Below are 23,031 nucleotides of genomic sequence, written 5' to 3' on the forward strand. Positions count from 1 at the left end.
ATCTTCCCGCGCAGTTGCACCAGTTCCTCGCGCTCCGCCACGGTCAGCGGGCCCGCCGTACCTGGGTCTCGCTCCGCCGCCGGACCTCGCCGGCCTGCTCGTCCCAGGTGTAGAAGCGGAAGCGCTTCTGGAGACGCTCGGTGAAAGACGGCCTCCGGCGTGCCGTGCCGCAGCGCCACCGCGCCCTCTCTCGCGGCCCGGCTCGCGCGCTCCTGGCGACAGAAGCGCGATCGCGGATCCCCGAGCACCTGCGGCGCAACCCGGTTGCCGGGGCGGTCTCGCGCACCGGCGCAGCGCACAAGTACGCCGACTTTGCGGCAACCGCGGGACCCGACCTGCCGTGGCGGTCCCGCAGCCCGGCGGGAGCGGTCGCGTGTGGCAAGAATGACCCCATGCACATTGTGATCGCGGGTGGACACGGAAAGATCGCGCGCCGGCTGACCCGGCTGCTCTCGGCGCGCGGCGACAACGTCACAGGGCTGATCCGCAACCCGGACCACGCCGACGACCTGCGCGCGGACGGTGCGGAACCGGTGGTGTGCGACCTGGAGCACGCCTCGGTGGACGAGGTGGCCGGCCACCTCGGCGGCGCCGACGCGGCACTGTTCGCCGCGGGCGCCGGACCGGGCAGCGGCGTGGCCCGCAAGCAGACGGTGGACCGGAACGCGGCCATCCTCCTCGCCGACGCGGCCGAGCGCGCCGGGGTGCGCCGCTTCCTGGTGATCTCCTCGATGGGCGCGGACAGCCCGCCGCCGCCCGGCACCGACCCGGTGTTCGCCGCCTACCTGAAGGCCAAGGGCGAGGCGGACGCCGACATCGCCTCCCGTCCGGGACTGGACTGGACGATTCTGCGCCCGGGGACGCTGACCGACGACCCCGGTAGCGGCCGCGTCACGCTCGCCGAGCACACCGGCCGCGGCCAAGTGCCGCGCGACGACGTGGCCGCGGTGCTCGCCGCCCTGCTCCACGAGCCCAGGACCGCCGGACGCATCCTCGAACTGATCAGCGGGACCACCCCGGTCGAGGAGGCGGTACGCGCCGTGGCCGGCGGCTGACGCCGCACTCCGCCTTCGCCCGGGTGCGGGTGACGACTCACACCCGGGCGCTGCAAGACACGCAGTGCAGCGACGCCGACACGGCGTTCCGCAAGCTGAGGGGCATCGCGGTGCGCCCAGCGGTACACCCTGCGAGCGCCAGTCGATCGGCTACGCCTTCGGGCACGTCGAGGCGATGTCGGAGAAGGGACACCTCGCGGAGGCCCGGGACAAGCTGGGAGTATGGACGTGAGCGACGAAGGAGGCCCGTCATGAAATCCGGAGCCCCTGATTATGACGCCTGGTACTCGCGCACACCCTCGCAGGCCGAGGGCGAGCGGGACGAGACGGGCGAGCGCACCGCAACGGAACGGCACCCGGACGTCCCCCGGAGCGAGCCATCCCAGGCCGAAGGCGAGCGGGGCGACGACGCCTAGCGCGCTCCGCTCGCTTGCGGGCCCTCGCCCCCTCGGTGCCGTCCTTGTTGCTCCCGGGTTCGGGGGCGACGATCACCTCCCGCCGGGCAGGGTCCTCGCGGCCCCAGACCCGGCAAACCGGGGGAATTCGGCGGGTGGAGGAGGTGAGTGAGCGGCCCCTGCCGGTTACCCGGGTGGCCCAGGATTCCGGATCCGATGAGGGAGAAGGGGCCATGACTCAAAGTACGAGCGCCCGGGACGTGGTGAAGGCCATCAAGGATGTCGACTTCCCCGCCGGCAAGGACGAGCTGATCGAAGCGGCGAGCCGGTCTGGCGCCGCGCCGGAGGTCGTCAAGGCGCTGCGCGGCATCCCGCCCGAGCAGTACGCCAACCGCGAGGAGGTGGCCCGGTCGGTCCGCGTGGATCCCGACTCCGACCTCGGGCTGAGCCCGGCACAGCGAGCCGAGCAAGCCCGGGAGGGCGGCAGGCCGGGACAGTCCCAGCATCTGCGCGAGGTGCCGAAACCGCCGGTCGAGGAGGAGCTGGACAGCTGACGGCCAGGCCGCCCGGTGCCGGTCGCGCCCCTCAGCGGGCGTGCCGCCCCCGCGCGGTCGGCGTCGCCGCCGGAGCCGAGCGGCCCGGCCGGGGCGACCTCCTCCGCGACCTACATGGTCACCGGGACCACTCCTTCAAGCCCCAGCGCCTGCACGCGGTCAGAGCTCAGGACCCCGCCGACCTACGGAAAACGCGGATTGCACGCAAAGGCGTCTGGTCCAGCGCGCGATCGGGCCCCGCCGCTGGGTGATCGAACGCCGCAGTCAGCCCAGTACTTCTGCGATCGGGGCGTCGGCGTCCACGTAGCGCACGAGCTTGCGGTTGGCGAATTCCACGATGCCCACGTCGCCGAGTTCGCGTCCGTAGCCGGAGCGCTTGATGCCGCCGAAGGGCAGCTCCGGTCGGGACGCGGTCGGGTGGTTGATCCATACCATGCCCGCCTCCAGCCGGTCCGCGACGCCGCGAGCACGTTCCGGGTCGGCGGCGAAGACCGCGCCGCCCAGGCCGTAGGGGGAGGTGTTGGCCAGTGCCACGGCCTCGTCCTCGTCGGCGACCCGGTAGACCGTGGCGACGGGGCCGAAGAGCTCTTCCCGGTAGGCCCGCATGTCCGGGGTGACGTCGGTGAGAAGGGTCGGCTCGACGAAGGCGCCCGGCAGGTCCGGCCGCCCGCCGCCCAGCACCACCGTCGCCCCCTTGTCCACCGCGTCACGAACCTGCTCCATCAGCAGTTCGGCGGCGGCCTCGGACGACAGCGGGCCGAGCGTGGTGGCGGGGTCGGCCGGATCGCCCGGTCGCACCGCGCTCATCCGGTCGCGCAGCCCGGTGACGAAGGCGTCGTAGACGTCGGCGAGGACGATGAAGCGCTTGGCCGCCACGCAGCACTGCCCGGTGTTGCCCATCCGGCCGAGGAACGCGGCGTACACGGTGCGCTCGAGGTTGTGATCGTCCAGCACGACGAAGGGATCACTGCCACCCAGCTCGAGGACGGACTTCTTGACATTGCGGCCGGCGATCTCGCCCAAGCTCATGCCCGCCCGCTCGCTCCCGGTGAGTGACGCCCCTTGCACTCGAGAGTCATCGATGATCTTCCCGACGTCTCTGCCCCGCACGAAAAGATTGGTGTAGACGCCGGTCGGCAGACCCGCATCAGTGAACAGCTGCTCGATTGCCAGTGCGGACTGGGGACAGCTACTCGCGTGCTTGAGCAGGATCGTGTTGCCGAGGACGAGGTTCGGACCCGCGAAGCGGACGACCTGGTACAGCGGGAAGTTCCACGGCATCACCCCGAGAAGGACGCCGAGCGGCTCGTTCACCAGCACGGCCGTGCCCTCGGGCACCGGCAGGGGGCGTTCTTCCAGCAGCTCGGGGCCGTGCTCGCCGTAGTAGGTGAGGATGTCGGACGCGAGGTCGACCTCCGCACGGCTCGAGTCGATCAGCTTGCCGACCTCAAGGGTCAGCAGCCGCGCCAGTTTCTCCTTGCGCTCCCTCATGAGCCGGCCGGCACGTTGCACGAAGGCCCCCCGGTCGGCGGTCGATCGGGCACGCCAGTCCGGAAAGCTACCGTGCGCCGCGTCGATCGCGCGCCCTACGTCCTCCGGGCTCAACGCCGGGAACTCCCGAACTCTTTCACCGGTGTACGGGTTGACCGTGGCGATGGGGCTTCCCTGGGCAGTGACATGGGCGTCCATGACGCCTCCCTGGAGTCGGGGCACCTCGGGTTTCCACGCCCGGAGCAGCTCACACGTGCTGATTCGTCCCATGCCACGGCAAGCTGCGGCACTCGAGTTCAACCTGGCCTGCGAGGCCTGAACACCACGGTGGACGGGGGCGTCAGGCTGTGTGTGGGTACTCGTCGTCACCGCCGTCCGTGCGCGGGCGCGGGCCGGGGCGGCGTGGCAGGCTTGCAGGGGATCCGCGCCGTTCGTCGCAACACATCAGCGAAGGAGGACGACGCATGGATGAGCAGGAATTCGTCCGTACCGTCGCCGAACGCACCGGACTGAGCCGGCAGGAGGCGAGGGACCTGACCTGGGCCACGCTCGAGACGCTGGCCCACAGGCTGAGCCAGGGGGAGGCCAGGGACCTGATCACCGAGCTTCCCGAGGGCCTCGCGGAGGCGGTGCGCCGGGGAACCACGGATCGCATCGAGCGCTTCGGCCACCACGACAGCGTGCAGCGCGTGGCCGAACGCACCATGCTCAAGGAGGAGGAAGCCGACCGGGGTGTGCGGACCGTACTGGCCGTGCTCCGCGAGGCGATCAGCGAGAAGGAGTTCAATGACCTGATGTCGCAGCTCGGAACGGACTTCTCCCAGGCCGTCGAATCCGCCGGGTGACCCCGGGCTTTCGACACGCCGCTCGTGTCACGGCGCCCGTGTCAGGGCGCCAGCGGCCTGAACGCCGATCTTCACGCTCGCCATGGCAGCGCGCCCGGCGCTGGTGCTGTGCGCCCCGGAGACCGGGGACTTGGCTCTGCCCGCCGCGGCCCAACAGCCCAGCACATTCGCCCCTGGCGGCCGCCAGGCGCCTTCACCTCCGTCCCCGTCCCCGTCCCCGTCTCCGTCTTCGCCATCCCCGGCCGCCCGGCCGCCGCCCTCCAGCACATGCGACCCGGCCGTCTGGGAGGCGCGGACCTGGGCACCCGGTGCGGGTGCGCGTGACACGGATCCGCGGCGGACGGGAGGCCCGAGATGTCTGCGGAATCGGCCAGAACGATTGCGCTCCCCTCCGGTGAGGAGATCGCGGCGCTCGGGCAGGGCACCTGGTACCTGGGCGAGGACCCGGCCCGGCGTGAACAGGAGATCGCCGCGCTCCGGCTGGGCGTGGACCTGGGCATGACGGTCGTCGACACGGCGGAGATGTACGGCGACGGCGCAGCCGAGGAACTCGTCGGGGAGGCCCTGCGCGGACGCCGGGAGGAGGTCTTCCTCGTCAGCAAGGTGCTGCCCGGCCACGCCGACCGGAAGGGCACCGTCGCCGCCTGCGAGGGCAGCCTGCGGCGGCTCGGTACGGAACAGCTGGACCTGTACCTGCTGCACTGGCGGGGACGGTGGCCACTCGAGGAGACCCTTGCGGGATTCGCCGACCTGATGGAGGCGGGGAAGATCCGTTACTGGGGCGTGAGCAATCTGGACGTGGCCGACATGACCGAGCTGACCACCCTCCCCGGTGGCGACGCCGTGGCCGTCGACCAGGTGCTGTACAACCTCTCCCGGCGCGGCATCGAATGGGACCTGCTCCCCTGGTGCCGCGAGGCCGAGGTGACGGTCATGGCCTACTCCCCGATCGAGCAGGGGCGGATCCTGGAGGCCGAGGCACTGGGTGCCGTGGCCCGGGCCCTCGGAGCGACTCCGGCCCAGGTGGCACTCGCCTGGGTGCTGGAACAGGGGGTGGCCGCGGTCCCGCGTTCCGGATCACCCGACCACGTCCGGGAGAACCGTGGCGCGGTGGACCTGCACCTTCCCACCGAGGCGCTCGACGCCCTCGACGAGGCGTTCCCGCCGCCCAGCGGTCCCACGCCCCTGGAGATGCTCTGAAGGAGTTGACAGGATGACGCGCCCACTCGTCGTCGGAATGGGAGGTTCGCTGCGCACCCCGTCGACCAGCCTCACCGCACTGTCTGTGGCGGTCGAGGGGGCGGCCGACGCGGGCGCCGGCACCGTGGTGATCGACCTCAAGCGGCTGGCTCTTCCGTTCTACACGTCCGAGCACGGGATCCCCGCGTCCGCCCGCCAGCTCGCGGACACGGTTCAGGCCGCCGACGCCCTGCTGTGGAGCAGCCCGACGTACCACGGGTCGGTCAGCGGCGCGTTCAAGAACGCGGTGGACTGGCTCGCCCTCCTCGCCGACCACGACCCGCCCTACCTCAGCAACAAACCCGTGGGGATGCTGACGACCGCCGGTGGAGTGCAGGGCCTGCAGGCGATCAACGCGATGGAGTTCATCGTGCGGTCGCTGCGCGGCTGGGCCGTGCCGCTGGTGTTCGCGGTCCCGCGGTCCTCCCGGATCTTCGACGGCGACGGACGCCTGACCGACCAGGCGGTCGCGGACCAATTGCGCGGCCTCGGCGCGGAGGTGACCAGGGCGGCCCTGCAGTTCCGGGCGGATGGCACGTGCGACTACGCGCAGGAGCGGGCGCCCGGGGCCGTCCGGGAGTGAGCCCGGGCACCGGGGCCGTCCGGGACTGAGCCCGGGCCCGGCCTCGTCACGCAGCGGGCGCCGGGGGCCGTGCTTCCTCAGGGACCGGTCCGCTCCACGGGCCGGTGCTCGCCGCGCGCCCCGGAGCGCCCGGGTGGGAAGTGCGGCAGCACGTGTTCGGCCAGTTCGTCGATCACTTCGGCGACCGGACGGCGGCTGTGCTTGAAGTTGATCATCAGCTGGTCGATGCCGATGTCCTGCCAGGCGCGCATCATCGCCAGGAACGACACCCGGCCCACCGAGAAGCCCTGGTGGATGCGCCGGGGCAGGGCCAGCGGGTCCTCGGCCAGATCCAGATACGTGGCCTGCGCGTACGGCTTGAACCCATCGCCGTCGCCCCGGGTCAGCTCCCGCCACCGCTCGATGTTCTCGGCCTGCTGCTCGAGAGGCGGGGTGTAGTACAGCCAGCCGTCCGTGTGGTCGGCGATCCACCGGACGTCCTGCCGGCCGCGCCCCGTCATCAGTACCGGGATCCGCCGGTAGACCGGCTTGGGCAGCAGATCGGTGCCGTGCATCCGGCCGAGCGGCGACTCCACGCGCGGGAAACGGTGCTCGAGGACGACACGGAAGTACTCCAGCGACTGCCGGAACCTCTCCGCCCGGCCGCCCGGGTCCTGACCGAAGGCCGGGAACTCCACGGGCCGGTCACCGGTGGCCGCCCCGAGCAGGAGCCGTCCGCCTGACAGCTGGTCCACCGAGGCAGCCGCCTTGGCGGTGTGCAAGGGATGACGCAACGGCATGACGATGCTGGCGGTCCCCAGGGTGATCGAGGTGGTGCGGGCACTGAGCAGCCCCAGGTACACCCACGGGTCGAAGACCTGTCCGGTGTCCCCGAAGCTCGGGTCCAGCAGTGGCACGTCACGGACCCACACCGAGGCGAAGCCGGCCCGCTCGGCCTGCTGGATCCGCTCGATGTGCCCGGCCAGGGACGGCACGGGCCCTTCGAAGCCCTCCAGGGGCGTGATCGCGCCAACGGTCATCCTGCCGCCGGGATACGCCCTGGCCATGGCCGCGTGCTCGGGGAACGGCCGCTGTGCCTCGCCTTGGACGTCCACGGGGCCGTCGGCTGAGGGAACTGTCGGTTGTGTCATGCGATCCTCCGGCGAATCGGGCGTGTCAGGGTCCGTATCAGTGCGCTGCGCCGTGCTGGGGTGCGTCGTCCCAGGGCCCGTGACGCCCGCCGAGGGCAGATCCGTGACGGCCCGGCGATTCCCGAACTCGCCTCGACCAGCGATCACCGTTACTCCTGCTGTTCCGAGCGAGTTCCAGGAACTCGTGGAGCAGGTCGCGGCTGACCGGGCGCCTCATCCGTCGACACGTGCATGGGCGGCACGAACCGCGGCAAGGATGGTCCGGGGGTTGGCCGGCACCGCGACGCCCTCGACCGCCACGGTCGGCGTTCCACCCACCCCCCGCTGGATGGCTGTCGCCGTCACGTAGGAGCTCCAGTCCAGGTAGACGCCCTGCCGGACGCACCCGGCGAACGAGCTGTCCGCCAGTCCCACCGCCTGGCCGAGCTGGATCAGTTCGTCGTCCGACAGGCCCGGCCCGCCCTCGGGGGGCTGGTTGGCGAACAGCGCGTAGAGGTACTCCGTGAAGTGGCCGCCATCGGACGCGCAGCCTGAGGCCGCCGAGGCGCGGGAGGAGTACCGGGTGGTGGACAGACCGTCGAGAAAGCCCATCGGGTGATAGACGAGACTGATCGCCTCGTTCGCCACCAGCTCGTCGAGGAGCGGCCCGCTCCTCTCCTCGAACTGCTTGCAGTACGGGCACAGAAAGTCGATGAAGGCATCCACCTGTACCGAGCCGGTTCCGACGACGATGCCGTCCCCGCTCGGCGAGGCACCGGCCGGAACGCGGGAGGGCAAACTGATGTGGGGCGCCTGAGTACTCATGCCGGGTCCTCCGTCGTAAAAGTCGATGGAATTCGCGTCACGTCGATCGAACTCGCGTCACGCCGACGGAATTCGCATCACGCCGATGGATTTCGCGTGACGTCGATCGAATTCGCGTCATGACACGCGACAGGAACGGCAAGCCGGCCACAGGCCTCGTGAGCACGGCCGGTCCCTTCCCCCTCGATGATGGCGCCGACCTCGTCGGCCATGGCTCCTCTAGCCCGGGGCGCCGACGAGGGCCTCGAAATCCTGGGGCAGCTGGGACATCACGTGGCGGAACTCGCCACCGCTGACCGCGTCCCTCAGGGTGCTCAGCTCCGCCCGTACGCCCTCGCGGGCCTCGTCCGGGCTCACCCCTGCTCGCTGGCTCACCCGATTGATGAACTCGTCGAGTCCGAAGGACTCGGCCTCCGGAGTGGGAGAGACCAGCGGTTCCTTCATCGGCTTGGGCAGTTCGGACGCGAGGTCCTCCGCCTCACCCCTGGTGAGCCGCTCGGCCAGGGTTTCCAGGGTGGCACGGGTGAGGGGCTCCGCCTTTTCCGGGGGGATGGAGGCGCGCTGGGTGATGGTGTCGAGGAAGGTGTTGTAGTCCATGAGCCGTTCCCTTTCTCAAGCTTTGCAACTGCCCTGGTGTGGGATCTGAGACAGCCACCGAAGGGTGCGGTGTGCGTGTGGGCTGATACCTGTCAGGGTGCGTGCGCGCCCCAGCAGGGGCCGAGTGGCGTCGGACCTCTCCATGCTCCGGATGCGGGACGCACTCTGCCTGCTCCCTGCGGGAGGAAAAGCAGGGGGCTCGGTACACCTCCGAGCACAAGTGCAGTTCAGCCACGCCTCCAGTCCGATGGGCGGTTGCGGAACAGCCTGCGCGGTCGCACCCGGACCATTCATGCTGCTCTGCCAGGGCAGGAGGAATGGTTCCTTTTCGGCCTCGGATGCGGAGGTGCTCAGCGAGGGGCTCTGCGAATCTCGGCCGGGTGACAGCGGATGGCGGCGCGGAGGTGAGCGGACCACGCCGTGTCGAGGTTCGAGTGGGGCTTTGCCAACAGCTCGCCGCACACCCGCACCCTCCCCTCGACAGGACATCCACCCGCGAGACCGAAGAGCGCCACTCGAGATCATCGGCGGTCTCAGCGTCGCCCTCGCCGAGACGTTCAAGGTCATGTATCCGGAGGAGAACACCGCCCATCCGGGACGGCATCTCCGGCTGCGGTCGCGCGTCCACGCGCGTTCGTCGCGCGTCCATACGCGTTCGGGGCATTTCCGACCGGGCCTTGCGGTCCCCGGTCGGAAATGGGGGATGCGGACCCCTCCGGGTGTCCTTGCCGCTCGCCTCGTACAACCAGCGACTCGTGAAGGGAGCCGTACCGTGACACAGGAACTCCGAGGAACGCGGGTGGGAATCCTGGCCACCGATGGCGTCGAACGCGTGGAACTCGACCAGCCACGCGGTGCGTTGCAGGGCGCAGGGGCGAAGACCGAGATCCTCTCGCTCCATCACGGCGAGATCCAGGCCCGCCAGTTCGACCTCAACCCGGCGGGAACCTTCCCGGTGGACCGTCTGGTCGCCGACGCCTCCGTCGACGACTACCACGCCCTGCTCCTGCCCGGCGGCACCATGAACCCTGACCAGCTGCGCATGGACCGCGACGCGGTGCGGTTCGTCAAAGACTTCATGGCCAGTGGGAAACCGGTCGCATCGATCTGCCACGGCCCGTGGACCCTGGCGGAAGCCGACGCGGTACGCGGCCGCCGTCTGACGTCCTGGCCCAGCATCCGCACCGACCTGCGCAACGCCGGCGCGGAGGTCGTCGCCGACCAGGAGGTGGTCGTCGACGGACAGCTGATCACCAGCCGAGGCCCGGCCGACCTGCCCGCCTTCTGCGCCGCCGTCGTGGAGCAGTTCGCACAGGCGCACCACCCCATGCCCGGCTGAGCCAGGGGCCCTGGGCGGCCGCGACCAGGGGGCCGTAAGACGCTCCGTCCCCGGAAGCCTCGGCTTCCGGGGACAGAGCGTCCGGTGAACTGCGCCGTGGGCTACGCGTGGATCAGCGCACCGTGAGCCGGGCAGCGCGCCCGTGCTTGTTCATGTAGCTGAACAGCTGGGCGATGTGGTTGGGGTGGAGCTTGATGCAGCCGTTGGACTTGTAGTCCGACGCCCCGTCCCAGCGCTGCGGGCTGTCGGCTCCGTTGCGGGGCCCCTGCTTCCTGTCCCTGGTCATCTCGCTGTGGATGAACAGCGCGCTGCGCTGGGTCTTGCGCGGGTAGCAGTTCTTGGCAGGCAGGCCGATGGCGTACCCCTTGATCCTGCTGTTCCGGCTGGTCTCGAACGAAGACGGTCGGTACGTGCCGTTGGGGAGCCAGCCGACGTTCTTCATGCACTCGTTCCGGTACTGCTTGCCCGCAGACGTCCCGTAGTTGGCCGCAGTTCCCAGACCTGACCCGGCGCGGTAGCTGGTGACGCGGGTCCTGCCGTTCCAGAGCTGAAGGGTCGAGTTGGACGGGTCTTTCGCGTTCTTCACGAACACCAGCGCCACGGGGGACGCGGCCGCGGCGTGGGGAGCCGACCGTGCACCGGCGGTCGGTTGGGCAGTGGCGGTGACCGCTCCGGTGGCGAGCACGGCCGTGGTGGCGATCACCACCACCACCCTGTTCATCATGTTCATGGAGATGTGTCTCCTCGGTTGTCCGCCCTTACCGCAGGGCGCCGGCCGGACGTTCCGTGCCGTCTGGCACGACTGTTCCGCAGCCGGGCCAGGAGAACACCAGTGCAAGCAATTCCCGCATTTGCGGCGCAATGTGCATCTCCGTAACCTGCTGCTTTTCCATTGCACTGCAACAAAGGACAGGCGGTAGCGGGAGTTGACGACGGGGGAAGAGGACTGCTTCGAGAGCCTCGCGCACAGTCTCGTACGGGCGCTCGACGCATGGGCCGCGTGCGTGGACGGCGCGGTGTCGAAGGGGCGACCGGCGCGCAAGGCGTTGGTCAGGTTATTGGAGCAGGAGCGGGACACACCGGAGTGGGCGGCGCGCGCCCCCATCGACGGGCCCCTGCTGTCGTACTGGCTCCGCGGTCGTGGGCAGTTGCTTCCTGGCACCAAACACAACCGGCTCCCCGGTGTCGAGGACAGCGCGGCCGTCGCTCGAGCGCTGAAGGCGCAGGCACCCGGCAACGCCGAACGGTTGCCCGCCATCGGCCGCGAGATCTCCCATCTGGCAGCCAGGCTTCAGTTGACGGCAGGACGCGGGTGGCGCCGTCGGATCGGCGAGAGCAGCTTCGTCCAGGCGGGCGAGACCGGCGCCCTGCCGCAACAGCGCGGTGACCGGGGACGGCGGGACACGCGTGCTGACGATGCCGCGCATGTGCCCGCCCCGCGCACTCCTGTCGGGCACAGCATGGAGCGGGCGACCAGCTTTGTCGGCCGGACAGCCGAGCTCGTCGCGGGCAGCGCGCTGATCGAACGCGGCCGCCTCGTCACGCTCGTCGGAGTTGGAGGTGTGGGCAAGACCCGGCTGGCCCAGCGCCTGACCCGGGACGTGGCACATCGCTTCGAGGACGGCGTCTACTGCGTGGAGCTGGCCGATCTCCAGCACGGGCATTCCGTGGCGGCGACAGTCACCGCGGCATTCGGTCTCCAAGTCTCGGCCGAGCTGGATCCGTTGCGCGAGCTTGCCACCGCGTTGCAGGGACGCGGGGTGCTCCTGCTCCTCGACAACTGCGAGCATCTGCTGGACGGGTGTGCCCGGACCGTTCGAACGCTGCTGGCCCTGCTGCCGCGACTCCGCGTCATCGCCACCAGCCGTCAGCCCCTCGACATCGGCGAAGAGCACGTGCTGCGGGTGATGCCCCTGGACGTTCCCCTGATGAGCGACGAGAGCCGGAGGCGGAAGGACGCCACAGGGCGGATCTGTCCGGAAACCTCAGCCGTCACCCTCTTCACAGACCGAGCCGAGGCCGCTTGTCCCGGATTCCGGGTGACCAGCGCCAACCGGGCGGCGGTCATTCAGGTATGCCGCATGCTGGACGGCCTGCCCCTGGCACTTGAGATCGCCGCGCGCCGGCTGCGCACGCTGACGCTGGAGGAACTCGCGCAGCGGATCGAGCACCGGTTTCGCCTGCTCGGTCCGGGAGGCGGTGAGCGCACCGCGCATCCGCGACACCGCGCACTGCGTGCCCTGTTCGACTGGAGCTGGGACCTGTGCACCGATGACGAACGGGCCGCCTGGCAACAACTGTCGCTGTGTGCCGGGGGAGTGCTGCTGACTGATGCCGAGCAGCTCTGCGGGGCCACCTTCACGCACGGAACGCGGGCTCCGGTCGGCGACCGTGCTGTCGACGCCTTCGCAACCCTGTCCGGACTCGTGGACAAGTCCCTCGTCAGCAGGGTGGACGTGGGCGGTCACACCCGGCTCCACATGCTTGAGACGGTCCGCGCCTACGGGCTGGAGCGTCTCAGGGAGAGCGACCACGCGCAGCATGCCGTGCGCCGCCACCGCGCCTACTTCCTCGATCTCGCGGCGCGCGCGGGAGCCGCCTACGGTTCCGCCGAGCAGGCCAACTGGTTGCGGCGGTTGCGCCCCGAGCACCCCAACCTGCGACAGATCGTCACTGCGGTCCCGCCGGCCGGGGAGCCCGCCGACGCCGTCCTGCGTGCGGCCCAGGGCTTCTGGCTGCACTGTCTGACGTCGGGCAGGGTGGGCGAAGGCGCTCACTGGATGCAGAAGATCATCGACCGTCACCCATGCCCGTCCGAGTCGCCGGGAGCGGTCCTGCCCTGGTGCCGCGCCGCATGGGTCGCCGGCTTCCTGCTGCTGATGCACGGCGACCGCGACAACGCCGACCGAGTGATCGACCTGGCGGATCAGCAGCTGGCAGACCTGTCCGCCTCACCCGGCCCGTCGGACGTGACGGCGGACGAAGGGGAGCGGGCCGAGCTTGCCGCCGCCTTCCTTCAACTGCGAGGGCTGGCGGCCCTCATGGAACAGGACATCCCCCAGGCTTCCGCGTACGCCCTGTCCTCACTGACCGCCGGGCGGTGGTCGACGATGCTGCTGACTCAGCCACAGTGTCTTGCTCAACTCGGTCTCGCCGCGGTGATGCAAGGAGACCGCGTGCGGGCCCTTTCCCTGCTGGAGGAAGCCCTCGCCATCTCCGCGTCGCGCGGTGACACGTGGCACCGGTGCTACCTGCTGTGGATCCTCGCCATCATCCACGGAGAGGCCGGGGAGTTTCCGGAGGCCCTCGGTCTTCTGCGGTGTGCCCTCCGGCTCGTGGAGGAGATCGAGGAGCGCATGGGAGAGGCGGTACTGGGCGACACCCTCGCCTGGCTGCTCGCCTCGCAGGGCGACGCCCGCTCGGCAGCACTTGTGCTCGGAGCTGTGGACCGCGTGTGGAAACCCTCCGGCGTTCCCCGGCATTTCGGATTCGCTCATATGGCCGCCCACCGTCGGCGAGCCGTGGAACAGGTACGTCAGATGCTCGGGGAGACGGCCTACACGCACGTCTACCGGGAGGGTCAACGACTCGCTCTGCGCGAAGTGCTGGAAACCGCCTTCGCCGGACACGGGGCACTCGACGGACGCCACACACGGTGGCCCGACAAGGGCATCGGCTCCGGGCGGACACTGCACCTGCCCAAATAGCAACTAAGCAACTGATCAGCATCAGTCCCTGGACATTCCGAAACGGATCGGTGCCCGAGGGCGCGTCTAGCCCGCGGTGTGTGGCTCCGCAACCCGGGCCAGGATGCCGCGGGCCCGCTCCACTACCGGCTTGTCGACCATGTGGCCGTCCACGGTCGTGACCGACTCCCCGGCGTCGACGACGGCCCTGGCCCACCTGATTTCGCTGTCGGTGGGGGCGAATCCGTCGGATACCGGACCGATCTGGGCGGGATGGATGCACAGTTTGCCAGTGAAGCCCAGACGGCGGGCGTGCCCAGTGTCGGAGGCGAGAGCGCCCAGGTCGCGTACGGCGGTGGTGACGCCGTCCACCGGCGGCAGGATGCCGGCTGCCGCCGAGGCGAGTACCACCCGGCTGCGGGCGTACGTCAGGGCCAGGCTGTCATCGGGGGCGACGCCGAGTTGGGCGGCCAGGTCGACGTTGCCGAAGGCGAGTCGCACGACTCCCCGAACGGAGGCCACATCGTGTGCCCGCTCGACGCCAAGTGCCGTCTCGACGAGTGGAATCAGAGGGCAATGCCCGGCGGTGCGTGAGGCGATCTCGCCGAGCACGGCGGGGTCCTCGGCCTTCGGCACCATCACCGTGCAGCCGCGCTCGGCGGCCATGGCGAGGTCCGCCTCGAACCAGGGGGTACCCGGCGCGTTGAGGCGTACGACAGTCCGATCGTCCAGGCCAGGCCAGTCGGCGGCAGCCTGCCGGGCCTGCTCCTTCTGGTCGGCGGCGACGGCGTCTTCCAGGTCGACGATGACGAGGTCGGTGCCGGAATGGACGGCCTTGTCGAAGCGGTCGGGGCGGTCGCCCGGAACGAAGAGCAGCGTGCGGGCGGCGGCGACGAGCCGGGACTTCTCGGGCATGCTCATGCGAACGTCACCTCGGCGGTGGCATGCCGCGGGTCCCGGTGGGTGGCGGCCTGGAGCCGGACCGTGCCGCCGGACTCAGTGCCCTCGGCGACGAGGTGCTCACCGGCGAACACCGGCCGGCGCAGTCGGAACGAGAGCGAGCGCACTTGTCGTCCGGGTGCGTTGCGGCGGACCACGTCGAGCATGAGCAGGGCGAGCAGCGGGCCGTGCACGACGAGGCCGGGGTAGCCCTCCGTGTCCCGGCAGTAGGGGGCGTCGTAGTGGATCCGGTGGGCATTGGCGGTCAGGGCGCTGAGGCGGAAGAGCAGCATCGGATCAGGCTGAAGGCGCAGGTGCCAGGGGTTCTCGGCAACGGGGACCGAGCGCTCGTCGATGGCGGACGGGTGCTCTCCGGCGCCGCTGCGCCCGGAGCGGTAGACGATGTCCTGTTCTTCCACCATGCACAGGCGGCCCGACTGGCGGAACTCCTGGCGTTCGGTCACGAAGAGCAGTTCGCCGGTGCGGCCCTGCTTGGGAGTGACGGCGGCGAGACTGCTGACGCGCTCGGCCGGTTCACCGAGGCGCAGCGGTTCGATGATGTCGCAGCGTCCGCCGGCGAACATGCGCTGTCGGTCGGGAACGGGCGGAAGGAACCGGGCGTCGCGCAGGTGACCGTCGGAGCCGAGTTCGCGCTGGGCGGGCCAGTGCAGGAAGTGAAACCACTGCCACAGCGGGGGCAGCGGATCGCCGGGCCGTGCGGCCGGACCGGGCAGGTCCAGGAGCGCGGACACGGCGGTGATGGGGGCCGGGTCCATGGGGTCGTGCGCGGTGACGGGGCCGGGGTTCCACGTCTCCACGTAGGAGCTGAGCGGGGCGGCTGAAGGCATGGTGGAGGCGACCTCGTGTTTCAGGAGAGCGGTGCGGTCTTCGACGGCCGCGGGGCCGCGGCGGAGGACTGAGTCGCATCGAGGTGAGAGGCCCGGGAAGGTTCCCTGACCAGCAGGGTGGCCAGGAACGTGAGGCCGACGCACCCGGTGACGTACCAGAAGAAGAGGTTCTCGTGCCCGGCGTTCTTCAGGGCGAGTGCGACGGGCTCGGTGAGGCCGCCGAACGTGGCGGTGACCAGTGCGTGCGGCAGGCCCACGCCGAGGGCTCGAACCTTGGTGGGGAACATCTCGGCCTTGATGATGGCGGCCAGCGCGGAGTAGCCGGTGACGAAGGCCAGCGCGAGGGTCATGAGCAGGAAGGCCACCCAGGGGCTGCCGGTCCGGCCGAGAAGCGTCATCAGCGGCACGGTCAGCACCATGCAGCCGCCGGAGAAGGCGAACATGATGGGGCGGCGGCCGACGCGGTCGGACAGGGCGCCGACGGCAGGCTGCAGCAGCATGTAGACGAACAGTGCGGCGAAGCCGATCACGGTGACCGTGGACTTCGGTATGCCGGCCGTGTTCACCAGGTACTTCTGCAAGTACGTGGTGTAGGTGTAGAAGGCGACCGTGCCGCCGATAGCGAGGCCGAACACCGCCAGAAGCTGGCGCGGGTATTCGGTGAACAGCGCGATCAGGCCCTTGCGTTCACGGGCATCGGGGCCCTGGACAGCCTTGCGGGCCTGTTCCCGCTCGAAGTGCTCCGACTCCTCCATGGTGCGGCGCAGATACATCACGATCAGGCCGGCCGCGGCACCGATCACGAACGGGATGCGCCAGCCCCAGCTGTGCAGCTGGTCCTCGCTGAGCACGTTCTGCAGTCCGATCGCCACGGCCAGAGCGGCGAGCTGGCCCATGACGATCGACACGTACTGGAAGCTGGAGTAGAAGCCGCGCCGTCCCGGGGGAGCGACTTCGGAGAGGTAGGAGGCGCTCGACCCGAACTCGCCGCCGACGGACAGGCCCTGGGCCAGCCGGGCCAGGACCAGGAGGGCAGGGGCCCAGAAGCCGATGGCGTCATGTCCGGGCGCGAGGGCGATGGTCAGTGACCCGGCGCTCATCAGGGTGACCGACAGGGTCAGCGCCCGCCGCCTGCCGAAGCGGTCGGCGTAGGCGCCGAGCAGCCAGCCGCCGAGGGGACGCATCAGGAAGCCAACGGCGAATACGACTGCCGTGGAGAGCAGTTGGGCTGTCTGGTTCCCTTCGGGGAAGAAGACGGACGCGAAGTAGATGCTGAAGGTTGCGTAGGCGAACCAGTCGTACCACTCGACCAGGTTGCCCAGACAGCCACGCATGACGTTCGTGGTGACGCGTTTGCGGTCGTGCGTGGGTGGTGCGGGGGTGCGGCTCTGCGACATGCGAAGCTCCGTTGCTCTTGTCGCCCGGGGAGAGGGAACGCGGCTCGGACGGGGTGTCCTCAACACCACCGAAGGGGCGCCAGATGGCTGTTGGCGACGGCTTCGTCCTCGTCGGTGAAGGGGATGACCGCGAGACGGAGTCGAAGACCTCCTCCTGGGCGATGCCGAGGCAGTCGAGCACCTCGGCGTGCTGGGCGGGTGTCATGACGGGCCCGACCTGGGTGTTCTCGTCCATCGGAAGGTTCGGCTCATCCGTGGCGACCTCCGTCCACTCGGTGGCTCACGTGCCCCACATCATGAGCAGTGATGCAGCCAGCTGAACAATAGAAATGCGTGATGGGACCATGTCCGCATCGCATGGAGGGGGCGAGAGCAGGACGCGGCCGGAGCCATCACCCGGAACAGGTAAGGGCTCGGTCGGCCCGCCGCGGCGGGAGTGGAATCGGGCATCCTCGGGTGACGGGGCGCCGTCACCCGTCCGCCGCGGCGTCTTCGGATGTCTGCAATTCGGCGGAAGGCCATTGCTCCTGCGAGACGGCCGTCGTGATCCGGCCGACCAACGCCCGGGCGACGACCGCGACGGCCGGGGGCACGCGTCCGTACCGGGCGGTCCCCAGGACGATCGACCGCCAGACGTCGGGCTCACACAGGGGTGCGGCGCTGAGGCTGCCGTTCGCCACGTCCTCGGCGATGCCGACGCCGGGCAGGATCGTCCAGCCGTGTCCCGCCAGGACCAGCTGTTTCTGTACACGCATCGAGTTGGTCTGCACAGTGACCCCCATGGTGCTGTCCGACCGGGCCGCCGCCGCGTCGATCAGCGTGCGCAAGGCATGGCCCGAGGCCGGCATGACCAGGGGGTGCGCCGCTACCTCCGCGAACGCCACCGGCTTGTCGGCGCGCAGACCGGCCGATGCGGGCGCGACCGCCCACAGGCGCTCCCGTACCAAGGGCCGGGCGTTGAGCGACGGGGTGTTGTCCAGGTTGTAGAGCAGCGTGAGGTCGAGGTCGCCCTCGTCGAGCCATTGCTGAAGATGACCGGAGTAGCCGGTCATCAGACGCAGATCCACCCCGGGATGCGCTCTGCCGACAGTCGCGACCAGCTGCTCGGCGAGAAGATCGCTCGTACTCTCCAGCAGGCCGACGGTGACGATGCCGGTCACTTGCCCGGAGCGGGGCTGAACCTCGGCTCGCGCCCGCTCCAGTTCGCTCAGGGCCCTGCGAGCCCGGTCGACCATGATCTGGCCGGCGTCGGTGGGGCGCATGCCCTGCCTGGTGCGCTGGAAGAGGGGGACGCCGAGTTCCTCCTCAAGGGTGCGGATCTGCCTGGTGACCGCGGGCTGCACCAGGTGCAGCAGCTCGGCCGCGCGCGTGACGCTGCCCACCTCGGCCACCGTGACCAGCGCCTTCAGCTGCTTGACGTCCATCCGGCATCACCCTCCTCAACGCATCCGCAGCGCGTATGGCGTCATCAAAAATCGCTATTTCACTTAGCCGGGAATGAATGTTCATGATGGTACGCCAGTCCGGGTCAACGACACCTTCCGGAGGTCGACACATGGCCGACAATTCAGCGCCGCCCGCCGGTGGTCTCCCCTTGTCCGGCGTCACCGTCGTGAGTATCGAGCAGGCGGTGGCCGCACCCTTCGCCACCCGTCAGCTCGCCGATCTCGGCGCACGGGTGATCAAGGTGGAGCGGCCGGGTGGGGGCGACTTCGCCCGCCGCTACGACACGACGGTGCACGGCGAGTCCAGCTACTTCGTGTGGCTCAACCGCTCGAAGGAGTCGGTGACGCTCGACCTGAAGTCCGAAGAGGGACGCGAAGTCCTGGAACGACTTCTGGCGCAGGCGGACGTGTTCGTCCAGAATCTCGCCCCCGGTGCCGCGGCCCGCATGGGCCTGGGTGCACACGACCTGGCGCGGCGGTTCCCCTCGCTGATCCCGTGCTCGATCTCCGGATACGGCACGAGCGGCCCCTGGGCCGACCGCAAGGCGTACGACCTGCTCGTCCAGTGCCAGACCGGCCTTGTCTCCCTCACCGGAAGCGCTGAGGAAGCAGCCCGTGTGGGTGTGTCGATCGCCGACATCGCCGCCGGCATGTACGCGTACAGCGGCATCCTCACCGCCCTGCTCACGCGGGCCACACAGGGCTCCGTCCGGGCCGTCGAGGTCTCGCTGTTCGAGGCGCTGGCGGAGTGGATGGGCCAGCCCGCCTACTACACGGCGTACAACGGCGCTCAGCCCCCGAGGGCCGGGACCCAGCACGCCACCATCGCCCCCTACGGCACCTACACCGCCGCCGACGGCACGGACGTCCTTCTCTCCGTGCAGAACGAACGCGAATGGGCTGCCCTGTGCGAGCACTTCCTGGATACCCCCGGGCTGATCGACGACCCGCGCTTCGCCACCGGGTCCGCACGCGTCAGCCATCGCCGGGAACTGAACGCCATTCTGGCGGAGCGTGTCGCCGCCTCGGACGGCGAGGACGTGATGAAGCTGCTGGACACGATCGGCATCGCCAACGCGCCGGTCAACGACGTCAAACAGTTCCTCGACCATCCCGTACTCGCCGGTCGGGACCGCTGGCGCCAGGTTCGGATCCCGGGCGGTGAGACCGTCGCGGCCCTACTGCCGCCGGTGGACCTGACCGGCACCACTCCGCGCATGGATGCCGTCCCTGCCCTCGGCGAGCACACCGAGCAGATCCTCATCCAGCTCGGATACGACACCACCCGGATCGACGCGATGCGAACCGCCGGCGCCGTCTGACGCTCGGAGCGAACACCGGCGTGAACCACAGCAAGGAGGCCCCATGAGCACTCTCGACATCCTGTCCGAGGACGAGCAGTTCATCGTCCGGACGGTGCACGACTTCGTCGACAAGCACGTCAAGCCCGTCGCGCGGGAACTCGACCACACCAATACCTACCCCGAGACACTCATCGAGCAGATGAAGGAACTCGGCATCTTCGGCCTCGCGGTGCCCGAGGAGTACGGCGGTACTCCCGTCTCCACCCCCTGCTACGTGCTCATCACCGAGGAGCTGGCCCGGGGCTGGATGAGCCTGGCCGGCGCCATGGGCGGCCACACCGTCGTCGCCAAGCTGCTTCTGCTCTTCGGTACCGAGGAGCAGAAGCGACGCTATCTGCCGAGGATGGCCACGGGCGAGGTCCGCGCCACCATGGCACTCACCGAACCCGGTGGCGGCTCCGACCTCCAGGCCATGCGCACGGTCGCCCGCCGTGACGACGAGGGCTACCTCGTGAACGGCGCGAAGACCTGGATCACCAACTCCCGGCGCTCCCAGCTGATCGCCCTCCTGTGCAAGACCGACCCCGATGCCTCCCCCGCCCACCAGGGCATCTCCATCATCCTCGTCGAGCACGGTCCCGGACTGACGATCTCCCGCGACCTGCCGAAGCTCGGATACAAGGGAGTTGAGAGCTGCGAGCTGTCCTTCGACGACTACCGTGCCCCGAGGGACGCCGTACTGGGGGGTGTGGAGGGCAAGGGGTTCGCCCAGATGATGAAGGGCCTGGAGACCGGCCGTCTCCAGGTTGCCGCCCGCGCACTGGGGGTCGGCCGGGCCGCACTGGAGGACGCGCTGGCCTACGCGCAGGAACGCGAGTCGTTCGGCAAGCCGATCTGGAAGCACCAGTCCGTCGGCAACTACCTGGCTGACATGGCGACCTCCCTCACGGCGGCCCGCCAGCTCACGCTCTACGCGGCCCGTGAGGCCGACGCCGGCCGGCGCGTGGACATGGAAGCGGGCATGGCCAAGCTGTTCGCGTCCGAGACGGCCATGCAGATCGCTCTCAACGCCGTCCGCATCCATGGCGGTTACGGCTATTCCACCGAGTTCGACGTGGAGCGCTACTTCAGGGACGCGCCGCTGATGATCGTCGGCGAGGGCACCAACGAGATCCAGCGGAACGTCATCGCGAGCCAGCTGGTCAAGCGAGGAGGACTCGAGGCGTGAACATCGTGGTGTGTGTGAAGTACGTGCCCGATGCCACTGGCGACCGGCACTTCGCCGATGACCTGGAACCGTCGACCGGGACGACGTGGACGGTCTGCTCTCCGAGCTGGACGAGTACGCGGTCGAGCAGGCGCTGCAGATCTCCGAGAACTCCGACGACGACGTGGAGATCACCGTTTTGACGGTGGGTCCCGAGGACGCGAAGGACGCGCTGCGCAAGGCGCTGTCCATGGGCGCGGACACGGCGATCCATGTCGAGGACGACGACATCCACGGCACCGACGCCATCGGCACCTCCCTGGTCCTGGCCAAGGCGATCGAGAAGGTCGGCTACGACCTGGTCGTCTCCGGCATGGCCTCCACCGACGGCAGGCATCAGCCTCCGGCAGCTCACCGAGCCGGTCAGGCACGATCTTGAGAGCGGTGGCTCCAGACTCGGGACCGTCGGATCAAGGTGTCGACGTGGTTCTCGGCGTCGACATGTACAAGGACCTGCAAGGGGCCGCGATCCTCAACGCGAGACGGCTGCAGGGACGGGTTGTCCCTCCTCATCGGGTACGGGCGGGAATGGTGATGTCGTATTGGGCGATTTTGCGGTAGATGGTCGCCCGGCTCATGCCGAGGGCGTCCGCAGCCTGCGCCACTGTGGTGGCCGGTTCGGTGAGGCACCTGACGATCTCGTCCCGTTCCAGGGCCTGTATCCGGCTCAGCCGATGGGGCGTGCCGACGAAGACCTCGCCGGGGAGGTGTCGGAGGTCGACGACGTCGGTGCGGGAAGCGGCGTCGCGGACGATCCGCTGGAGCTGCCTGCTGTTCTCCGGCCAGTGGTAGTTGGACAACGCCTTGGCGGCCGCAGGGGAGAAGGTAATGGGACGGCCCCGGAACCCGCGGGCGAAGTGGTCCGCCAGGGGAAGGATGTCGTCGGGGCGGGAACGCAGGGTGGGGGCTTCCACCACGGCGCCGACCAGTGTGCGCAGGGCTTGGGGGATGCGCGTGTAGTTCTCGGCGGTGATGATGGCCGGGTGCAGGTACGGGTGCTGGTCCGCGGTGTTCCCGCGCGGTCTGCCGGAGAGCAGCTCGGCCAGGTCTTCGGCTGCCCACGCGGGCAGGGTGTGGACCCCTGTGGTGATGACGCAGGTGTCTGCCTTGGCCAGCTCCGGAGCCCAGATCCCCATCCACGGCGTGATGTCGTCGGCCAGCGGCGGACGGGCGCACAGGATGCGTTCCCGGGATCGGACCTGGCGCCGGGCGAGGGCCGCGAGGGTCGACTTGCCCGTTCCCGCCTCGCCCACCACAGCGAGGAGCCGGCCCTCGGCCAGGGCGGTACGGGCTTCCGCGACCGCGTCCGTCCAGTGTGAGCCGAGGAGGAGGGGCTCGCTCCCCGTCTGGGTTCGGTGCGTGAACACCTGAAACACCTCGCCGCGAGGAGCCGGACGTGGCTTCCTGCCGGTGGTGCGGGCGAGCATCAGGGCGGCCGTGTTCCCTGCTGCCGCCTGCGCCAGTGCCAGGAGCAGCTTCGATGAGGAGTCCGACCATGTGGTGAGGTTGATGCTGCCCGCGAGTTCCCCGGTGAGGGGGTCGAGCACAGGTACCGCGGCGCAGGTGTACTGCCGCAGGCTGGTGCAGTAGTGCTCCTCGGCGCGTACCAACGAGGGTGCGCGGTCGGCGAGGGCGAGGCCCATCCCGTTGGTGCCGGCGTTGCTCTCGGAGAAGGAGAAGCCGGGGGCGAGGTTGACTCGGTCGAGGGACCGGCTGACCGAGGAGTCGCTGCACAACCGGGACAGCACCAAGCCGTCGCTGTTGGTGAGCATGATGCCGACCGGTTCGTTGGCCAGCGTGTCCTTGAGGACCTGAAGCACCTCGTGGCCGCATTCGTAGAGCAGACACTCGGTGTCCACCGTCCCCGTGAAGTCGGGCTGCAGGTCCTCCGGAGTCAGGCCGTACCGTCGGCTGCGCCGCCATGACGCCTGCAGGCGGGGCGCCAGCAGGGCTGTTTGTGCGGCCGTCGCCCCGTCCTCGTGGCGGGCGACGGGCGCCGGATTGCGGTTCTGGTCCACTGCGGCCTCCACACTGAGCCCGTGCGTCGATCTGCGGTCAGGCTACGACGCGGGTGCCGGACAGCGTTCCAGGCCGACTGTCTCAAAGTGAGACG

General features: G+C 69.7%; 21 protein-coding genes and 1 pseudogene. 11 read left to right on the plus strand and 11 right to left on the minus strand.

Annotated elements, in window-relative coordinates; genetic code table 11:
* The first annotated feature begins 392 nt into the window (after positions 1 to 392).
* The 3 genes from IGS69_RS30780 to IGS69_RS30790 all read left to right on the plus strand — a co-directional run bounded on the left by IGS69_RS30780 (position 393) and on the right by IGS69_RS30790 (position 2,004).
* A complete protein-coding gene (locus tag IGS69_RS30780) occupies positions 393 to 1,055 on the plus strand; it encodes an SDR family oxidoreductase (protein WP_190903730.1) in 663 nt (220 codons plus the stop codon).
* 251 nt (positions 1,056 to 1,306) lie between these two features.
* Entirely contained in the window at positions 1,307 to 1,471 is a 165-nt protein-coding gene (locus IGS69_RS30785; RefSeq protein ID WP_167545802.1) for a hypothetical protein, read from the plus strand.
* A gap of 212 nt (positions 1,472 to 1,683) precedes the next feature.
* A complete protein-coding gene (locus tag IGS69_RS30790) occupies positions 1,684 to 2,004 on the plus strand; it encodes a DUF2795 domain-containing protein (RefSeq protein WP_190903731.1) in 321 nt (106 codons plus the stop codon).
* Positions 2,005 to 2,268: 264 nt separating this feature from the next.
* Here IGS69_RS30790 and IGS69_RS30795 read toward each other — a convergent pair whose 3' ends face one another.
* Positions 2,269 to 3,693 carry an NAD-dependent succinate-semialdehyde dehydrogenase gene (locus IGS69_RS30795; RefSeq protein WP_190903732.1) on the minus strand — a complete coding sequence of 475 codons (1,425 nt, stop codon included), beginning with the start codon at positions 3,691 to 3,693 and terminating at the stop codon, positions 2,269 to 2,271.
* Positions 3,694 to 3,959: 266 nt separating this feature from the next.
* On the opposite strand from IGS69_RS30795, the gene IGS69_RS30800 reads away from it, so the two are divergent.
* The 3 genes from IGS69_RS30800 to IGS69_RS30810 all read left to right on the plus strand — a co-directional run bounded on the left by IGS69_RS30800 (position 3,960) and on the right by IGS69_RS30810 (position 6,162).
* Positions 3,960 to 4,340 (plus strand): DUF2267 domain-containing protein, encoded by a 381-nt coding sequence (locus IGS69_RS30800; protein WP_190903733.1) that lies wholly within the window; start codon positions 3,960 to 3,962, stop codon positions 4,338 to 4,340.
* Positions 4,341 to 4,694: 354 nt separating this feature from the next.
* On the plus strand, positions 4,695 to 5,540 hold the full coding sequence (locus IGS69_RS30805; protein ID WP_190903734.1) for an aldo/keto reductase: 846 nt from the start codon (positions 4,695 to 4,697) through the stop codon (positions 5,538 to 5,540).
* Between the two features lie 13 nt (positions 5,541 to 5,553).
* Entirely contained in the window at positions 5,554 to 6,162 is a 609-nt protein-coding gene (locus IGS69_RS30810; RefSeq protein ID WP_190903735.1) for an NADPH-dependent FMN reductase, read from the plus strand.
* A 77-nt stretch (positions 6,163 to 6,239) separates the two neighbouring features.
* Here the strand turns inward: IGS69_RS30810 and IGS69_RS30815 are convergent, their stop codons facing one another.
* The 4 genes from IGS69_RS30815 to IGS69_RS30825 all read right to left on the minus strand — a co-directional run bounded on the left by IGS69_RS30815 (position 6,240) and on the right by IGS69_RS30825 (position 8,693).
* Positions 6,240 to 7,292 carry an LLM class oxidoreductase gene (locus IGS69_RS30815; RefSeq protein WP_232543684.1) on the minus strand — a complete coding sequence of 351 codons (1,053 nt, stop codon included), beginning with the start codon at positions 7,290 to 7,292 and terminating at the stop codon, positions 6,240 to 6,242.
* Positions 7,293 to 7,505: 213 nt separating this feature from the next.
* Complete coding sequence (locus IGS69_RS30820; protein WP_190903736.1) at positions 7,506 to 8,096, minus strand: DsbA family protein; 591 nt, start codon at positions 8,094 to 8,096, stop codon at positions 7,506 to 7,508.
* 77 nt (positions 8,097 to 8,173) lie between these two features.
* Positions 8,174 to 8,308, minus strand: a complete 135-nt coding sequence (locus tag IGS69_RS35005) for a hypothetical protein (RefSeq protein ID WP_269783193.1) — start codon at positions 8,306 to 8,308, stop codon at positions 8,174 to 8,176.
* 7 nt (positions 8,309 to 8,315) lie between these two features.
* A complete protein-coding gene (locus IGS69_RS30825; protein WP_190903737.1) occupies positions 8,316 to 8,693 on the minus strand; it encodes a DUF2267 domain-containing protein in 378 nt (125 codons plus the stop codon).
* 772 nt (positions 8,694 to 9,465) lie between these two features.
* Here IGS69_RS30825 and IGS69_RS30830 point away from each other — a divergent pair.
* Positions 9,466 to 10,032 (plus strand): type 1 glutamine amidotransferase domain-containing protein, encoded by a 567-nt coding sequence (locus IGS69_RS30830; RefSeq protein ID WP_190903738.1) that lies wholly within the window; start codon positions 9,466 to 9,468, stop codon positions 10,030 to 10,032.
* A 112-nt stretch (positions 10,033 to 10,144) separates the two neighbouring features.
* On the opposite strand, the gene IGS69_RS30835 is transcribed toward IGS69_RS30830, so the two are convergent.
* A complete protein-coding gene (locus IGS69_RS30835) occupies positions 10,145 to 10,762 on the minus strand; it encodes a L,D-transpeptidase (RefSeq protein WP_190903739.1) in 618 nt (205 codons plus the stop codon).
* A gap of 196 nt (positions 10,763 to 10,958) precedes the next feature.
* Here IGS69_RS30835 and IGS69_RS30840 point away from each other — a divergent pair, with 196 nt between their 5' ends.
* Entirely contained in the window at positions 10,959 to 13,739 is a 2,781-nt protein-coding gene (locus tag IGS69_RS30840; protein WP_190903740.1) for an ATP-binding protein, read from the plus strand.
* 66 nt (positions 13,740 to 13,805) lie between these two features.
* On the opposite strand, the gene IGS69_RS30845 is transcribed toward IGS69_RS30840, so the two are convergent.
* The 4 genes from IGS69_RS30845 to IGS69_RS30860 all read right to left on the minus strand — a co-directional run bounded on the left by IGS69_RS30845 (position 13,806) and on the right by IGS69_RS30860 (position 18,326).
* A complete protein-coding gene (locus IGS69_RS30845) occupies positions 13,806 to 14,639 on the minus strand; it encodes an HpcH/HpaI aldolase/citrate lyase family protein (RefSeq protein ID WP_190903741.1) in 834 nt (277 codons plus the stop codon).
* On the minus strand, positions 14,636 to 15,505 hold the full coding sequence (locus IGS69_RS30850) for a hypothetical protein (protein ID WP_190903742.1): 870 nt from the start codon (positions 15,503 to 15,505) through the stop codon (positions 14,636 to 14,638). Before IGS69_RS30850 ends, IGS69_RS30845 begins: the two co-directional genes overlap by 4 nt.
* A 20-nt stretch (positions 15,506 to 15,525) precedes the next feature.
* Positions 15,526 to 16,902, minus strand: coding sequence for an MFS transporter (locus IGS69_RS30855; protein ID WP_190903743.1), 1,377 nt, complete (start codon positions 16,900 to 16,902; stop codon positions 15,526 to 15,528).
* 470 nt (positions 16,903 to 17,372) lie between these two features.
* The gene (locus tag IGS69_RS30860; protein ID WP_190903744.1) at positions 17,373 to 18,326 is read right to left on the minus strand and encodes a LysR family transcriptional regulator; all 954 of its coding nucleotides are present in this window, start codon (positions 18,324 to 18,326) and stop codon (positions 17,373 to 17,375) included.
* A gap of 131 nt (positions 18,327 to 18,457) precedes the next feature.
* Here IGS69_RS30860 and IGS69_RS30865 point away from each other — a divergent pair, with 131 nt between their 5' ends.
* The 3 genes and pseudogenes from IGS69_RS30865 to IGS69_RS30875 form a co-directional block, all read left to right on the plus strand.
* Complete coding sequence (locus IGS69_RS30865; RefSeq protein WP_190903745.1) at positions 18,458 to 19,669, plus strand: CaiB/BaiF CoA transferase family protein; 1,212 nt, start codon at positions 18,458 to 18,460, stop codon at positions 19,667 to 19,669.
* A 43-nt stretch (positions 19,670 to 19,712) separates the two neighbouring features.
* Positions 19,713 to 20,879, plus strand: a complete 1,167-nt coding sequence (locus IGS69_RS30870) for an acyl-CoA dehydrogenase family protein (protein WP_190903746.1) — start codon at positions 19,713 to 19,715, stop codon at positions 20,877 to 20,879.
* Positions 20,876 to 21,249, plus strand: a pseudogene (locus IGS69_RS30875) (electron transfer flavoprotein subunit beta/FixA family protein); the annotation flags it as partial. The gene IGS69_RS30870 and the pseudogene IGS69_RS30875, both read left to right, overlap by 4 nt.
* Positions 21,250 to 21,427: 178 nt before the next feature.
* Here IGS69_RS30875 and IGS69_RS30880 read toward each other — a convergent pair.
* Positions 21,428 to 22,936: an AAA-type ATPase lid domain-containing protein gene (locus tag IGS69_RS30880; protein ID WP_190903747.1), complete on the minus strand. Its 1,509-nt coding sequence runs from the start codon at positions 22,934 to 22,936 to the stop codon at positions 21,428 to 21,430.
* Between the last annotated feature and the right edge of the window lie 95 nt (positions 22,937 to 23,031).

Origin of the sequence: Streptomyces tuirus (genome assembly GCF_014701095.1) — a bacterium.
Lineage (GTDB): Bacteria > Actinomycetota > Actinomycetes > Streptomycetales > Streptomycetaceae > Streptomyces > Streptomyces tuirus.